At 74.2% G+C, this 14,855-nt stretch carries 16 protein-coding genes; 11 read left to right on the top strand and 5 right to left on the bottom strand.

Annotated features, from left to right (window positions below; genetic code table 11):
- Positions 1-18 precede the first annotated feature (18 nt).
- Entirely contained in the window at positions 19-1,230 is a 1,212-nt protein-coding gene (locus QYM41_RS14405) for a PucR family transcriptional regulator (protein ID WP_368800509.1), read from the top strand.
- A 9-nt stretch (positions 1,231-1,239) separates the two neighbouring features.
- Here QYM41_RS14405 and QYM41_RS14400 read toward each other — a convergent pair whose 3' ends face one another.
- A complete protein-coding gene (locus QYM41_RS14400; protein ID WP_368800466.1) occupies positions 1,240-2,055 on the bottom strand; it encodes a lysophospholipid acyltransferase family protein in 816 nt (271 codons plus the stop codon).
- Between the two features lie 221 nt (positions 2,056-2,276).
- Here QYM41_RS14400 and QYM41_RS14395 point away from each other — a divergent pair, with 221 nt between their 5' ends.
- A complete protein-coding gene (locus tag QYM41_RS14395; protein WP_368800465.1) occupies positions 2,277-2,675 on the top strand; it encodes a DUF4870 domain-containing protein in 399 nt (132 codons plus the stop codon).
- A 125-nt stretch (positions 2,676-2,800) separates the two neighbouring features.
- On the opposite strand, the gene QYM41_RS14390 is transcribed toward QYM41_RS14395, so the two are convergent.
- On the bottom strand, positions 2,801-4,087 hold the full coding sequence (locus QYM41_RS14390; RefSeq protein ID WP_368800464.1) for an MFS transporter: 1,287 nt from the start codon (positions 4,085-4,087) through the stop codon (positions 2,801-2,803).
- A gap of 56 nt (positions 4,088-4,143) precedes the next feature.
- Between QYM41_RS14390 and QYM41_RS14385 the strand changes: the two genes are divergently transcribed.
- The 7 genes from QYM41_RS14385 to QYM41_RS14355 all read left to right on the top strand — a co-directional run bounded on the left by QYM41_RS14385 (position 4,144) and on the right by QYM41_RS14355 (position 8,846).
- Positions 4,144-4,800, top strand: coding sequence for a DNA-3-methyladenine glycosylase I (locus QYM41_RS14385; RefSeq protein ID WP_368800463.1), 657 nt, complete (start codon positions 4,144-4,146; stop codon positions 4,798-4,800).
- A gap of 57 nt (positions 4,801-4,857) precedes the next feature.
- Positions 4,858-5,052 (top strand): hypothetical protein, encoded by a 195-nt coding sequence (locus tag QYM41_RS14380; RefSeq protein WP_368800462.1) that lies wholly within the window; start codon positions 4,858-4,860, stop codon positions 5,050-5,052.
- 4 nt (positions 5,053-5,056) lie between these two features.
- Positions 5,057-5,890: a PhzF family phenazine biosynthesis protein gene (locus tag QYM41_RS14375; RefSeq protein ID WP_368800461.1), complete on the top strand. Its 834-nt coding sequence runs from the start codon at positions 5,057-5,059 to the stop codon at positions 5,888-5,890.
- A gap of 41 nt (positions 5,891-5,931) precedes the next feature.
- Complete coding sequence (locus QYM41_RS14370; RefSeq protein WP_368800460.1) at positions 5,932-6,369, top strand: acyl-CoA thioesterase; 438 nt, start codon at positions 5,932-5,934, stop codon at positions 6,367-6,369.
- A gap of 1 nt (position 6,370) precedes the next feature.
- Positions 6,371-7,240: an SMP-30/gluconolactonase/LRE family protein gene (locus QYM41_RS14365; RefSeq protein WP_438612601.1), complete on the top strand. Its 870-nt coding sequence runs from the start codon at positions 6,371-6,373 to the stop codon at positions 7,238-7,240.
- Positions 7,241-7,291: 51 nt separating this feature from the next.
- A complete protein-coding gene (locus QYM41_RS14360) occupies positions 7,292-8,086 on the top strand; it encodes a MerR family transcriptional regulator (RefSeq protein WP_368800459.1) in 795 nt (264 codons plus the stop codon).
- 70 nt (positions 8,087-8,156) lie between these two features.
- Complete coding sequence (locus tag QYM41_RS14355) at positions 8,157-8,846, top strand: TetR/AcrR family transcriptional regulator (RefSeq protein WP_368800458.1); 690 nt, start codon at positions 8,157-8,159, stop codon at positions 8,844-8,846.
- A gap of 1 nt (position 8,847) precedes the next feature.
- Here the strand turns inward: QYM41_RS14355 and QYM41_RS14350 are convergent, their stop codons facing one another.
- Both QYM41_RS14350 and QYM41_RS14345 read right to left on the bottom strand, forming a co-directional pair.
- Positions 8,848-9,393 carry a GNAT family N-acetyltransferase gene (locus tag QYM41_RS14350; protein ID WP_368800457.1) on the bottom strand — a complete coding sequence of 182 codons (546 nt, stop codon included), beginning with the start codon at positions 9,391-9,393 and terminating at the stop codon, positions 8,848-8,850.
- Between the two features lie 57 nt (positions 9,394-9,450).
- On the bottom strand, positions 9,451-10,248 hold the full coding sequence (locus tag QYM41_RS14345; RefSeq protein ID WP_368800456.1) for an NYN domain-containing protein: 798 nt from the start codon (positions 10,246-10,248) through the stop codon (positions 9,451-9,453).
- A gap of 157 nt (positions 10,249-10,405) precedes the next feature.
- On the opposite strand from QYM41_RS14345, the gene QYM41_RS14340 reads away from it, so the two are divergent.
- Positions 10,406-12,538: a 3-hydroxyacyl-CoA dehydrogenase NAD-binding domain-containing protein gene (locus QYM41_RS14340; RefSeq protein WP_368800455.1), complete on the top strand. Its 2,133-nt coding sequence runs from the start codon at positions 10,406-10,408 to the stop codon at positions 12,536-12,538.
- A gap of 46 nt (positions 12,539-12,584) precedes the next feature.
- Positions 12,585-13,823 carry an acyl-CoA dehydrogenase family protein gene (locus QYM41_RS14335; protein WP_368800454.1) on the top strand — a complete coding sequence of 413 codons (1,239 nt, stop codon included), beginning with the start codon at positions 12,585-12,587 and terminating at the stop codon, positions 13,821-13,823.
- An 81-nt stretch (positions 13,824-13,904) separates the two neighbouring features.
- On the opposite strand, the gene QYM41_RS14330 is transcribed toward QYM41_RS14335, so the two are convergent.
- The gene (locus QYM41_RS14330) at positions 13,905-14,243 is read right to left on the bottom strand and encodes a hypothetical protein (RefSeq protein WP_368800453.1); all 339 of its coding nucleotides are present in this window, start codon (positions 14,241-14,243) and stop codon (positions 13,905-13,907) included.
- Between the last annotated feature and the right edge of the window lie 612 nt (positions 14,244-14,855).

The raw sequence follows: 14,855 nt of genomic DNA, 5'->3' as shown, positions 1-14,855 counted from the left end.
CAGGGGACCGTGGACCAGATGGACCGGACGGCGGAGCCCGCGCGGCCGGAGATCGGCCGGACGGACCGCGAGCTGCCGTGGACCTCCCTCCCCCCGGCGCTCACCCCGCTGCTCGTCCCGCACCTGCCCGACGTCACGGAGGAGCTCCTGGACGCCGTGCGGCTCGACGTCCCGGTCTACGCCCGGCCGCTGGAAGGGCTGTTCGGCGACAGCATCCGGCGCGGGGTGGAGGTGGCCCTGACCCGGTTCCTGCAGCTGCCGGGCACCCACCAGCCGGCGCTCATGGGCGACGACCGCCGGGTCTACGAGGGCCTCGGCCGCGGCGAGGTGCGGGAGGGCCGGCCGATGGACGCGCTCTTCGCGGCCTACCGCTCGGGGGCCCGCACCACGCTGCGCTCGCTCTCCCGCGTGGCCATGGACGCCGGGTTCGAGGCCTCCGTGCTGATCGGTCTCGCGGAGTCCGTCTTCGCCTACATCGAGGAGCTCTCCGCGGCCAGCGCCGAGGGCTACGCCTTGGAGCAGTCCGAGCGGGCGGGGGAGCGGGACCGGCTGCTGGACGCGCTCGCGGACATGCTGGTGCGCGGCCACGTGGCGGAGGACGCGGTGCGCACCGCGGCGGCCGCCGCGGGGTGGCCGGTGCCGGACCGGGTGGCCGTGGTGACGCTGGCCGCCGACCGGAGGGTGGGGCTGCGCTCCCGCCTCGGGGAGCGGGCGCTGCTCACGTCCCGGCCCGGGGACGTGGTGGCGGTGGTCCCGGAGCCGGCCTCGCCGACGGCCCGCAGGGAACTGGCGCGCGCGCTCACCGGCCGCGGCGCGGTGATCGGCCCGGGCCGCCCGTGGTACGCGGCCCCGGACTCCCTGCGCCTGGCGGTGCTGACCCGTGACCTGCTGCAGCGGGAGGAACCGGCCGACGGCGGGCCGCTGTGGGTCTCCGAGCACCTCGTGGAGCTCGTCCTGCACGCCGAGCGCAGCGTGGTCGAGGACCTCGCCGCACAGCGCCTGGCCCCGCTGGCCGAGCTGAAGCCCGGGCAGCGGGAGCGGCTGGCCACCACTCTGCTGTGCTGGCTCGAGCACCACGGGCAGCGGGCGGCGATGGCCGCCGAGCTTAACATCCACGAGCAGACGGTCGGGTACCGGGTGAACCAGCTGCGGGAGGTCTTCGGAGACTCCCTCCAGGACCCCCGGCACCGGTTCGAGCTCGAACTGGTCCTGCGCGCCGGGTTCCGCTGAGCCGGCGGATCAGCCGGTCCGCTTGTAGGCCTCCCGCTCCCGGGCGTCGGCCTCGACCTGCTCCTGGACCGTGATCGCGCTCCCGCCCCGGTCCGCCGGCATCCACCAGGAGCCGTCCTCCGGGGTGACGGGGTAGTCCTCGATGCAGCGGTCGATCCCCTCCTGCAGCACGGTGCGCAGGCGTGCGCTCGCGGCGCGGGCGTCCTCGTCCGGCGCCACGCGCAGCGCGGGCCCGACGTGGACGCGCACCGGGGTGCGCCACACGTCCCGCAGCCGGATCCCGCCGCGGCCCCGCGTGAGCATCCGGTGCCCGCCCCACACGGACACCGGGATCACGGGGGTGCCGGTCTCGGCGGCCATGCGCACGGCGCCGGTGCGCAGGGGGCGCACCGTCCAGCTGCGGCTCACCCCGCCCTCGGGGAACACGGCGAGGAACTCGCCGCGCGCCAGCTTCGCCACCGCCTCCGCGTAGGCCGGGGCGCCGTCGGCGCGGTCGACGACCACGTGGTCGCACAGCCGGCACACCGCCGTGACGAACGCGCTGCCGGTGTGCTTGCGGGTGATCAGGAAGCGCGAGTGGGCCCGCAGCCGGCGCCAGACCACCAGCTGCGCGAAGACGAAGTCGAGGTAGCCGAAGTGGGTCACCGCCACGACCGCGCCCCGGCCCGGCCGGACCTCCCGGTCCAGGCCGTGGACCACCTGGTCGGCGGGCAGGTGCTCCTCGCCGGAGACCAGCAGGGGCACGCGGAACAGCTTCACCGCGGCGAGGCCGGCGAGCACGATCGCCCGGTAGGCGTACTTGTTGGGTCGCAGCTGCGGTGCCACGGGTCTCCCTCGGGACGGGGCCGGCGGACGGCGGGCCGGGAACGGATCTGCCGAGAATCGTAGACGAGGGCGGGGCACGGCGGGGAACCGCCGCCACCGGTGCGGTCATCCCCCATACCGGGCCCGCCACGGCACCGATACGCTGGCAGCACCGCGCCGATCCGGCGCCCGCGGCACCGGGGTCCGTGACCGGTTCCGCCCCTGCCGACCAGGAGAACCCGATGTCCTACCTTCCACCGTCAGCACCCCGTCCCCAGTACCGGGTGCAGGGCGACGACCGCACCATCGCGGTCCTCACCCACCTGTCCGGTCTGGTCGGCGCGCTGGTCTCCGTCGGGTGGCTCGGTTTCGCGGGGCCGCTCGTCGTCTGGCTGGTCTACCGGGAGAAGAACCCGTTCCTGCGCGCCACCTCGGCCGGGTCGTTCAACTTCAACCTGTCCATGTGGCTGCTCAACGTGGCCGCGTGGGTGTGCCTGTTCACCGTGATCCTCATCCCCGTGGCCGTCGTGCTGTGGATCGTGGCCGCGGTCCTGCTCGTCGTGTGCCACGTCCTGGCCGTGCTCAAGGCCAACAAGGGGGAGGTCTACCGCTACCCGCTGCAGCTGCCGGTCCTGCAGTGACGTCCGTCCGGTCCGGCCTGCGGGGCCCGCCGGCCGGTCCGGACCGTCCTCTCGGCCGAGGTCCGCGGCCTGGCGCCCTGGGGCTGCCGGGACTGCGCGAGCGCGTGCAGCTCCTGGGCGGGGAGCTAGCGGCGGGCCCCGCGGACGGCGGCCGGCGCGTCGGCGCCCGCATCCCGCTGGCCCCGGCCCCCGTGTGAGAGCACCACGACCGCCACGAGCACCAGCAGCGCCGCGCTGAGCCCGTCGAAGCCGATCAGCGCCAGGACCGGTCCGGCGAGCGCGCCGCCGGTGGCGCCGGCGAGATTCATGAACAGGTCCGAGACGCCCTGCAGCTTCGGCCGCTCGGCGGGCGGGACCGCCTCGGCCACGAGCGTGGAGCCCGCCACCGTCGAGGCGGACCAGCCGAGACCGAGCAGGACCAGGCTCACCGTCACCAGCACCGGGGACACCGAGCCGGCCCAGGACAGCACGAGGGACACCACGAACAGTGCCTGCCCGAGCAGCACCGTGGGGCGGCGGCCCCACCGGTCCGCGAGCCGGCCGAACACGGGGGAGAGGGCGTACATCCCGGCGACGTGCAGGCTGATGGTCAGGCCCACGACGCTCAGCGTCGCCCCGTGGAGCGTGAGGTGCACGGGTGTCATGGACATCAGCGCCACCATCACGGCGTGGCTCAGCGCCACGGTGAGCACGGCGCGGCGGGCGCGCGGGGAGGCCCGCAGCACGGCCAGCCCGCCCGCCCGGGAGGGGCGGTCCCGGCCCGCGGCCTCCCCGTCGGCCACGGCCAGCAGCAGCGGGTCGGGGCGCAGGGCCGTGAGGTAGACGAGGGCGCCGAAGGCCTGCGCCACGAGGGCGATGACGAACCCGCCCGTGAGCTCGGGCAGGCCCAGGGCCCGTCCGATCAGCTCCCCGGGCTCGAAGAGGTTGGGGCCCAGCACCGCGCCGATCGTCGTGGACCACACCACCAGGGACAGGTCCCGGGCGCGGGTGTCGTCCGCGGCGAGGTCGGTCGCCGCGAACCGGGACTGCAGGTTCAGGGCCGAGCCGGCGCCGAGCAGGGCCAGGCCCACCAGCAGCAGGGGGAAGCTCGAGAGGACGGCGGCGCCGATGGTGGTCGAGGCGCCGGCCATGGCGGTGAGCGCCCCGGTGCTCAGGGAGATCCGCCGGCCGCGGGCCTGGGCGAGCCGGGCGAGGGGGACGGCGAGCAGCGCCGCGCCCAGGGTGTTCATGGTCGCGGCCATCCCGGACCACGCCGAGGAGCCGGAGACCTCGGTGACGAGGAGGGCCCCGAGGGCCAGGGTCGCCCCGACCCCCAGTCCGCCGAGGACCTGGCCGAGGGCCAGGACGCGGACCACCCTCCGCTGGAGGGCGCGCCGGTCCGGGGCGGGGGTCGTCGGGTGCATGCCCGCCATCCTATACCCCTGGGGGTAAGGAGGCCGGGTGTGCCGGAGGCCCCGGGTGTGGTTCGATGCTCGGCATGAGCTCCTCCCCGGACCCCACCACCGGACCTGCCGCCGGGCGCGGCCTCGTGCTCGGCGAGGACGGGCTCGCCCGGCCCGTCTGGGCGGCGGCGGACCCCCTCCTGCGGTCCTACTACGACACCGAGTGGGGCGTCCCCGTGCGCGACGAGCGGGGACTCTACGAGCGGATCTGCCTCGAGGGCTTCCAGTCCGGGCTGTCCTGGGCCACCATCCTGCGCAAGCGGCCCGCCTTCCGCGCCGCCTTCGCGGACTTCGACCCGGACACGGTCGCCGGCTTCGGGGCGGCCGACGTGGACCGGCTCCTGGGGGACGCCGGGATCGTGCGCCACCGGGGCAAGATCGAGGCCGCCGTCGGCAACGCCCGTGCCACCGTGGCCCTGCGCGCCGAGGGCGGTCTGGCCCGGCTCGTGTGGTCCTTCCGCCCCGAGCGGACCCCGCGCCCGCGCACGGCGGAGGAGGTGCCGACCCGCTCACCGGAGTCCGAGGCCCTCTCCCGGGCCCTGCGGTCCCGGGGGTTCCGCTTCGTGGGACCCACCACGATGTACGCGCTCATGGAGGCGGTCGGGATCGTCGACACGCACCTGCTCGGCAGCCACCGCCGCGGCAGCTCCGGGGTGTGGCCGGAGCCGCCGGACGGTGCGTAGGATTCCTGGCACCGAACCCGACGACGCCCGGCGTCGCCTTCCGGCAGGAGGACCGGCATGTACGACAACAGCCAGCAGCGCAGCGCGGTGCTGCCCCTGGTGCTGAGCACCGTGGGCTCCGTGCTGATCGGCATGGTGGTGCGCAGGCTGCGGCAGGACCGGGCGGCGGCGCGCGGCGGGACGGCGGACCGGCCGGTGCAGCGGGCCGGCCGCCCCCGGGCCGCCGGGAACCCGCGCGGGCCGGTGCTCTGAGACCATGACGAGCCACGCGATCAGCTGGGTGGACGTCTTCTCCGCCGCGCCCCTGGGCGGGAACCCGCTCGCCGTCGTGCACGGGGCCGACGCCCTGGACGAGGACACCATGGCGCGCTTCGCCCGCTGGACCAACCTGTCCGAGACCACGTTCCTGCTCGAGCCCTCCGCCCCGGGCGCCGACTACCGGGTGCGGATCTTCACGCCCGGCGGGGAGCTGCCCTTCGCGGGGCACCCCACGCTGGGAACCGCCTCCGCCTGGCTCTCCCTCGGCGGGGAGCCCGCCGGCGAGGACATCGTGCAGGAGTGCGCGGTGGGACTCGTGCCCGTCCGGCGCGGGGAGGACCGGCTCTCGTTCGCCGCCCCGCCCCTGCTGCGCTACGAGCCCGTGCTGGACCCCGGGCTGCTGGACCGGGTGGCACGGTCCCTGAGGCTGGCGCCCGCCGAGCTGCTGGACGTCTCGTGGGTGGACAACGGTCCCGGCTGGATCGGGGTGCGCGTGGCCGACGCGGAGGCCGTCCTGAGGATCCGGGCGGACTGGTCCGCCATGGCGGGGCTCAAGCTCGGCGTGGTCGGGTCCCACCCGCAGGGAGCGGAGTGCGCGGTCGAGGTGCGGGCCTTCGTGGGCGACTGGGTCGTGGAGGACCCGGTCACCGGCAGCCTCAACGCGGGCCTGGCCCGGTGGCTCACGGACCACGGGTGGGCCCCGGACCGCTACGTCGCCGCCCAGGGCACGGTGCTCGGGCGCACCGGGCGGGTGCTGGTGGAACGGGACGCGCAGACCGTGTGGATCGGCGGGCACGTCACCCCGGTGGTCCGCGGCACCGTGGAGCTGTAGCCGACGGGGCGCGGCAGGCCCGTCCTCAGTATCGTGGGGACATGACGACCCAGGACATCACCTTCCGCACCCGCAAGTGGGTCAAGCCGGAGGACCTCAACGCCAACGGGACCCTGTTCGGCGGGAGCCTGCTCCGCTGGATCGACGAGGAGGCCGCGATCTACGCGATCGTCCAGCTCGGCAACCGGCGCGCGGTGACGAAGTACATGTCGGAGATCAACTTCGTGAGCTCCGCCGAGCAGGGCGACATCATCGAGATGGGGTTGACCGCCACGGCGTTCGGCCGCACGTCCCTGACCATGCGCGCCCAGGTGCGCAACATGATCACCCGGGACCTCATCCTCAGCATCGACAAGATCGTCTTCGTGAACCTCGACCGGGAGGGGAAGCCCGCCCCGCACGGCTACACCGAGATCACCTACGACCGGGACCGGATCCCCACCACGGCCCTGCCCGCGGTGCACGGGAAGGACCGCTGAGGTGGCGGTGCGGCGGCTGCGCGCCGAGCGGATCACCGACTCCGTCACCTACCACGGCGAGGGGCCGTGCTGGTCGGAGTCCTGGGGCGGGCTGCGCTGGGTGGACATGCTCGCCGGCGACGTCCTGTCCCTCGGTGCGGACGGGGAGGTGCTCCGCCGGCACGTCGGGGACGTGGTGGCCTGCGTGCGACCGCGTGCGACCGGAGGCGCGGTGCTGGCGGTCGAGACCGGGGTGGCCCTCGAGGACCCGGACGGGACCGTCCACCCGGCCGAGCCGTTCTGGCAGCCCGGGGCGGTCCGGATGAACGAGGGCGGGGCGGGCCCGGACGGCTCCTTCTACGTCGGCTCCATGGCCTGGGACCAGGCCGAGGGGGCGGCCGCGCTCTACCGCGTGCACCCGGACCTGCGCTGGGAGCCGGTCCTGGAGGGCGTCACCGTCTCCAACGGGATCGGCTGGTCCCCGGACGGCGGCCGGGCCTACTACAACGACACGCCCATCGGGAAGGTCGACGTCCTCGACTGGTCGGAGGCGGAGGGGCTGCACCACCGCCGGACCTTCGTGGTGCCCGAGCTCGAGCACGGGGACGTCCACCCCGACGGGCTGACCGTGGACTCGGAGGGCGCGGTCTGGGTGGCGCTCCACGGTGCCGGCCAGGTCCACCGCTACACGGCGGACGGCGCCCTGGACACCGTGGTGGAGGTGGGCGCGCGCCAGACCACGGCGTGCTGCCTCGGCGGGGAGGATCTGCGCACCCTCTACGTCACCACGTCGCGGGAGAACCTCGCCGCGGACGAGGACCCCGCCGCCGGGTCCCTGTTCGCCGTCCGGGTCGAGGTCCCCGGCCTGCCCGTGCTGCCCTTCGCGGGCTGAGCGCGGCGCGGGCTTGACCCTCACGCGGCGGGAGGGCCGATGGTGGAGGACATGGACGGACGACGACCCGTGACGGCGGACGGGACCCTCACCGTGGGGCAGGTCGCGGAGCGCTTCGGCGTCACCGTGCGCACGCTGCACCACTACGACGACATCGGCCTGCTCCGCCCGAGCGAACGCTCGCCGGGCGGATACCGCCTCTACACGGAGGACGACCTGCTCCGGCTGCGGCACGTGGTGGTCTACCGCCGGCTCGGCTTCCCGCTCGAGCGCATCGCGGAGCTGCTGGCCGCGGAGGACCCCGGGGCCGTGCTGGCGCACCTGCGCCGGCAGCGCGAGTCCGTCCTGGCGAGACAGGCCGAGCTGGCCGAGCTCGTCACAGCGATCGACCGAGCACTGGAGCGAGAGATGACCGGAACCGAGCCGACCCCGGAGGAGCGCCGCGAGCTCTTCGGCGAGGGCTTCAGCGACGAGCACGCGGCCGAGGCCGAGCGCCGCTGGGGCGACACCGAGGCGTGGCAGCAGTCCCGCCGGCGCACGGCCGGCTACGACGCGGAGGACTGGCGGCGGATCGCGGCCGGGACGGCGGCGATCAACCAGCGGTTCGTCGAGGCGAAGCGCGCCGGGCTGCCCGCGGACTCGGCCCCGGCGACGGACGCCGCCGAGGCCGCCCGGCGTCAGATCCACGAGTGCTTCTACGACCTCTCGCCCGAGTTCCACCGGGCCCTGGGGGACATGTACGTGACGGACCCCCGGTTCGCGAAGACCTACGAGGACCTGGAGCCCGGCCTCGCGCAGTACGTCCGCGACGCGATCCACGCCAACGCCGACCGCGCCGCGGGCTGAGTCCCGCCCGGCCGCCGTGGCCGCCGTGGCCGCCGGGCGCGGCGTCTACGATCGGGGGGAGGAGGAACCCATGACCGAGACCCCCCGGGCCGCCCCGGACGTCGTGACCGGCTCGATCCGGCTGCTCGCGGAGCAGGGCTGGGAGGCCACGACCGTGGACCGGCTCGCGCTGGCCGCGGGGATCAGCCGGGCCACGTTCTTCCGCAAGTACGGGTCCAAGGAGGACATCGTGTTCGCGGACCACGCCGCGAACCTCGAGCGCCTCGAGCAGCAGCTGGCCCGCGCGGCCGGCGAACCCGGTGCGGACCCGGCCGTGGCGCTGCGGGAGGGCGTGCTGCTGGTCTTCCGCCACCACCTCGACCACCGCGAGCGCGCCCTGGCCCGCAACGCCCTGCTCCGGCAGGTCCCCCAGCTCCGGGACCGGGAGCTCATCACGTCCCACCGCTACGAACGGGTCCTGCAGCGCTACCTGCGCTCCGCGCTGCCCGACTCACCGGGGCGGGCGACCCTCGCCACGGCGCTGTCCGCGGCCGCCGTGGCGGTGCACAACGCGGCCCTGCGCGCCTGGCTGCGCGCCCCGGACACCGACCCCTCGGCCGAGCTCGCGGCCCAGCTGGAGCGGCTCGCGCGCACCCTCCTCGCCGGCTACGACGACGGCGTGGCCCGGCCGCCCGCGCGCCCCGCCGTCGTCGTCACCGTCCTGGACCCCGGGGCGGAGACGGAGGAGATCCTCGCGTCCGTGCGGGACGCCCTGGGCTGACTCAGACCTCGTCGGCGAGGATCGCGTAGACGAGCTCGTCGCGCCACTCGCCCAGCTGGTGGTGGCTCTCGCGCAGGGTCGCCTCCAGGCGCATGCCGATGCGCTCGCAGACCTTCGCGGAGCTGACGTTGAGGGCGTCCAGGCTCGCGCAGACCCGGTGGGCGCCCAGTTCCGCGAACGCGAACTCGATCGCGGCGCGGGCGGCCTCGGAGGCGATGCCCCGGCCCGCGTGGTCGGGGTGGACCACCCAGCCGATCTCGACCTGCGCGGCGGCCGCGTCCGTGAGGGTCAGGACCACCTCGCCCGCCAGCTCGCGCGAGCCCTTGGGGGAGACCGCGAAGCGCACGTGGTCGCCGTCCCGGCTCCAGGGGCGCATGCCGCTGTTCTCGGCGAGGGTGCGCTCGCACTCCTCGCGGGTGCGCGGGCCGCGCCACGCGTACTGCGCGTAGTCCTCACGGCTCTGGTAGGAGTGCATGGGGTCGAGGTCCGCGGCGTCGAAGCGGCGGAACGCGAGGCGTTCGGTCTCTGGGGGCAGCACGTCGATCATCACCTGTCAGCGTATCCGGCGCGGGGCGCACGTGGCACGTCCGGGGGCGTCCGGGTCTCAGGGGCGGTGGAACCGGAGACCGCAGCCCTCCTCGACGAACTTCGCGAGGCTGCGGTAGCCGAAGTCGGTGTAGCTGCGGTGCGGCACGGCCCGGCGCAGGAGGGTGCCCAGGCGCGAGCCGTGGACCGCTCCGTCGACGAGCACCGCGGGATTCTCGGCGACGAGCCGGAGGGCGGCGCTCCGGTACTCGTGGAGCCCCGCCGAGGCCGGAGGAGGCGAGGCCGGAGGAGGCGACGCCGCGGGCGGGCCACCGGCCGCGGGGACCGCACGGATCGCCGGCGAGGTCCCGGCCTGCGGGAGCGCGACGACGTGGTGGTGGTCGACCACGGCCCGCAGGAGCGGGCTGACGCCTCCTGCATCGGGTCCCGTGGTGCTCACCAGGACGACGTGCTTGCCCAGGGCGTGCAGCCGCCGCACCAGGGGTACGAAGCCGGCATCCCCCGTGGCCAGGACGAATACCCCCACCCACGGGCAGTCGGCGGCGATCCGCAGCGCGTCCACCACCATCTCCATGTCCGCGGCGTTCTTGACGCCCTGTCCGAAGGAGAAGACCTGCACGGGTTCGACGCCGCTCTCCAGCATGGCGCGGCGGTAGGCGCCCATCTCGGGCCGGCTCCAGTCGGAGTAGGCGCGGGCCGAGGCGACGAGTCCGCCGAGACCGTGGCGGCGCACGAACTCGCCCGACGCGCGGACGACCTCGCGCACGGGAGCGGAGGTCACGTCCCGGTGGTGTCCGCCGAAGAGGTTCTCCATGTCCAGGAGGACGGCGACGTCGCGGGGGAGGGGGGTGGTCATGGTGGGGCCTCGTCCTTCTCGTGTGGAGCGAGCATATCCATCTGTTTGCCAAAGCAATGGGTCGGCCTTCGGAAAGTTCGTGAGACTCAATCGCTTGACCTGAGACTCGGTATCAGTCAGAGTGGTGGCGATCACACCTCTCGTCAGGAGTCCGCCCATGGCACCCGCCGCCGCCCCGTCCTTCCCCTCCACCGTCACGGTGGACGTCGAGCAGCTGGTCCTGCCCGGCCGCTCCGCCCCCGTCGCCCTCGTGCGGCTGGACTCCACCCCGCCGGGCGGTCTGATCATCTGGGGCTCCCAGGCCCTGGAGCAGCTCAAGGAGGTCCTGGGCTCGATCGACCAGTCCGCCGTCGAGGCCATCGTGGTCACCGGCAACGCCCGCTCCTTCGGCGCGGGCGCCGACCTCAAGGAGATCCGGCACGCCCAGCTCACCGGCGTCTCGGACCGGTACGTGGGGCTCGGCCACGACGCCTTCGGCATCCTCGCGGAGGCGACCGTGCCCACGTTCTCCCTGCTCACGGGGCAGGCCCTGGGCGGCGGGCTGGAGCTCGCCCTGCACACGGACTACCGCGCGGCCCATCCGCGCACCGGGCCCCTCGGGCTGCCCGAGTGCCGGCTCGGCTTCTTCCCGGGGTGGGGCGGCGTGCACCTGCTGCCGCACCTGGTGGGCCCGGCCGCGGCGCTGCGCGTCATCGTCTTCGACTCGATGCGGGGCCGCAACGCCAAGGCCGCGGAGGCCCTCGAGCTGGGCCTGGTGGACGTGGTGCTCGACGCCGCCCCGGGGACCCCTCAGTGGGAGGCCGCCTGGCAGGAGTGGGTCGCGGGCCGGCTCGCCGCGCTCGAGGCCGGGGAGCCCCGCCGTCGTGCGGGCACGCCCGGCGACACGGCGCCGCAGCAGTGGGACGACGCCGTGGCGCAGGCCCGTGCCCGTGCCGAACGCACCTGGCACGGTGCCGCGCCCGCGCCGCTGGCGGCCATCGACCTCGTGGCCGACGCCCGGACCGAGACCCGCACGGAGAACGGTGCGAAGGCGGTGGCCGCCTTCGCCGAGCTCGTCCGCGGTGACGTGGCCAAGGCCTCCCTGTACGCGTTCGAGCTCGTCTCGGCACGGTCCCGGCAGGCCGCGGACGTGCCCGCCGCCGAGCCCGTGCCCCTGCGCAAGGCCGCCGTGATCGGCGCCGGGCTGATGGCCGGCCAGCTCGCCTCGCTGATCGCGAGCGGCGCCCGGATCCCCGTGGTCATGACCGACCTCGACGACGACCGGCTCGCCGCCGGGGTGGCCCGGACCCGGGAGCGCTTCGCCGCCCAGGCGGCCAGGGGCCGGATCAGCGCGGAGCAGGCGGAGCAGCTCGGCGCCCTCGTGACGGGGGCTGCCGGGCCGGAGGACCTCGCCGACGCGGACTTCGTGATCGAGGCCGTCTTCGAGGACCTCGACGTGAAGAAGCAGGTCTTCGCCCAGTGGGAGCGGGTCGTGCGGCCGGACGCCGTGCTCGCGACCAACACGAGCTCCCTGTCGGTCACCGCCATGGCGGAGGGGCTCCGGCACCCGGAGCGGGTGGTCGGCTTCCACGTCTTCAACCCCGTGGAGGTCACCCCGCTCCTCGAGATCGTGGCCGGGGAGCGGACCGGGGACACCGCCCTCGCGACCGCCTTCGAACTCGCTGCCGCGCTGCGGCGCACGGCGGTGCGGGTCCAGGACGCACCCGGCTTCGTGGTCAACCGGGTGCTGACCCGGCTGTTCGACGTGATCGTGCAGGCCGTGGACGCGGGCATGGACGTCTCGGCCGCCGACCACGCCCCGGACCCGATGGGCCTGCCCATGACCCCGCTGCGGCTGCTCGACTTCGTGGGCCCGGCCGTGCTGCACCACGTGGACGGGACGATGCACGGGGCCTACCCCGAGCGCTTCGCCCGGTCCCCCTGGATGGACGCGGTGGTCGAGGCCGGGCTGACGCACGTGCTGCCCACCGAGCAGGCCCCGGGGACGGGCGCGGACGGCTACCTCGCCGCGGACGCCGCCCGGCTGCTCGAACGGACCCGCTCGCAGCGCCCCGCCGACGCCCCGGACGCTCCGGCCTCCCCGGAGGAGCTGCTCGTGCGGGTCCAGGACGCCCTGGCGGAGGAGATCGGCGCGATGCTCGACGAGGGGGTCGTCGCCGGACCCGAGGACGTGGACCTGTGCATGGTCCTCGGCGCGAACTATCCCTTCCACCTGGGCGGGATCACCCCCTACCTCGACCGCACGGGCGCCTCCGAGCGTGTCCTCGGCCGCCGCTTCCACCGGGACTGACCCCGGCTCCGCCCTCCCGCCCGCCCACCGAACGAAGGATCCTCCCATGACCGCCACCCCTGAGACCGGCGCCGACCTGTTCCCCGCCGGCACCGTGGAGCCCGACTACGTCCTCGACCAGGCCCTCGACACCGACGCCGCCGGGGCCTTCGACGCGGTCTCCGACACCGACCGCGAGCACTGGATGCGCGCCCGCGCCTTCGTCCAGGACGACCTGCTGCCGGTCATCGGCGAGCACTGGGACCGCTCGGAGTACTCCCTGGACCTCGTCCGCCGGCTCGGAGAGCTGGACCTGCTGCGCGACGGCGTGGCCGTGGACGGGTACGAGGAGATGTCCAAGACCGCCGCGGGCCTGATCAGCATGGAGCTCTCCCGCGGCGACGGCTCCATCGCGACCGTCTCGGGCGTGCAGGGCGGGCTCGCGATGCGATCGATCGCCATGTGCGGCTCCGAGGAGCAGCGGCGGCGCTGGCTGCCCCGGATGGCCACGGGCGAGCTCCTCGGCGCGTTCGCGCTCACCGAGCCCACCCACGGCTCGGACTCGGTCAGCCTCGAGACCCGGGCCACCCCGGTGGACGGCGGCTGGGTGCTCAACGGGGAGAAGAAGTGGATCGGCAACGGCTCGATGGGCGGCATCACCGTGGTGTGGGCCCGCTCCGACGAGGACGGCCAGGTCCGGGGCTTCGTGGTCCCGCAGGAGAGCGAGGGCTACACCGGCACCACGATCCGGGGCAAGCTCGCCCTGCGCGCGATCCACCAGGCGCACCTACGGTTCGAGAACGTCTTCGTGCCCGAGGAGAACGCGCTGCCCGCGGCACAGTCCTTCAGGAACACGGCCGACGTCCTGTTCGCGACCCGCATCAGCGTGGCCTGGGGGGCCGTGGGCCACGCCCAGGCCTGCTACGAGACCGCGGTGCAGTACGCCAAGCAGCGCGTGCAGTTCGGCCGTCCGCTGGCCGCCTCGCAGATCGTGCAGGAGCGCCTTGCCCGGATGCTCAGCGAGCTCACCCAGATCCAGCTGCTCGTGGCGCGGATGACCGAGCGGGAGGAGGCCGGCCGGCTCACCGCCGAGCAGGCGTCGCTGGCCAAGTACACCTCCACGCGCGCCGCCCGCTCCATCGCGGCCAACGCCCGGGACCTCCTGGGCGGCAACGGCATCCTGATCGAGAACCGCGTGGCCCGCCACTTCGCCGACATCGAGGCCCTGCACACCTACGAGGGCACCGAGACCGTGCAGGCCCTCATCGTGGGGCGCAGCATCACCGGGATCTCCGCCTTCGCCTGAAAGCGGACTCCCGGTCCGGGGACGAGAACGGCGCCCCCTGCCGGCAGGGGGCGCCGTCCTCGTTCCGGCCGGGGCGCGCGCTCAGAGATCGGCGCCGCCGTGGAACGAGTCGTTGCTCGGATCGACCTCGTCCTCGAAGGCGGGGTCCTCGGGGACGTCGAGGTCCGCGATCGCCTCGCCCATGCTGGGCTCCTCGGGCGGGACCTGCTCGTCACCGGCCTCGTAGCGGCCCTCGGCCGTCTCGTCCCGGAGCTCCTGCTCCGAGGGGACCTCCGGGTGCTCGGGATCCACGCGGGCGTCCTGCACACCGGTCTCGTCCGCCTCGACCAGCGGATCCTCGCGCCAGTGCTCGGGATCGACCTCGGCGGCGCCCTCGTAGGTGTCGGGGGTCTCCGGCAGCTCTTCCGGTGAGGTGCTCATCTGCAGTCCTTTCGGGTCGGCGCATCGATGTGTCATCAGCCTACGCACTGCCGCTGCCGCTGCCCGGGCAGCCCCCCTCCGGCTCGGGCGGGAGGGGCCGGACAGGGCGGCCAGGCCCGCGCGGAGCCGGTTTTGACGGTCCCGGGAGGCGTGTGTAATGTATTCCGAGTCGCCGCGAGGGACGCGAGAGATCGCCCCGGACGGCCACGCCGAATCCGGCGGACCGATCTCCTCGAAACACCAGAACGATCACCGCTGAGCGGTGCACGTCGGCTTGGTGCCAGGGGCAGGGTCCGGTACGCTGGTGGAGCTGTTCAGGGCGGTGACGAGAGATCGTCGCGGCCCACGGCGCCGAATCCGGCAGATCCACGACTTCTTCTCCCGAAGAGAACACCGCCCATGTGCGGCGGGAAAGAGATTTGGGAAAGCGGAGAAGATGGGGATAAGCTGAGGAGGTCGCCGAGGGGAAAGCGAGAGATCGCGAGTACGGAGCGGCAAAAAAATTTTCGACACGGTTTCCGGGTGTTGGTGCCTGGTTGCTGGTCTGTTGTTTGAGAACTCAATAGTGTGCCATGTTTGTTGATACCGATTTTTTATTTTCGGTTGATGGGT

It is taken from the genome of Kocuria oxytropis (assembly GCF_040981195.1).
GTDB lineage: Bacteria > Actinomycetota > Actinomycetes > Actinomycetales > Micrococcaceae > Kocuria > Kocuria oxytropis.
The sequence above is the reverse complement of the archived record's forward strand: the minus strand, read 5'-3'. Positions and strand labels throughout refer to the sequence as shown.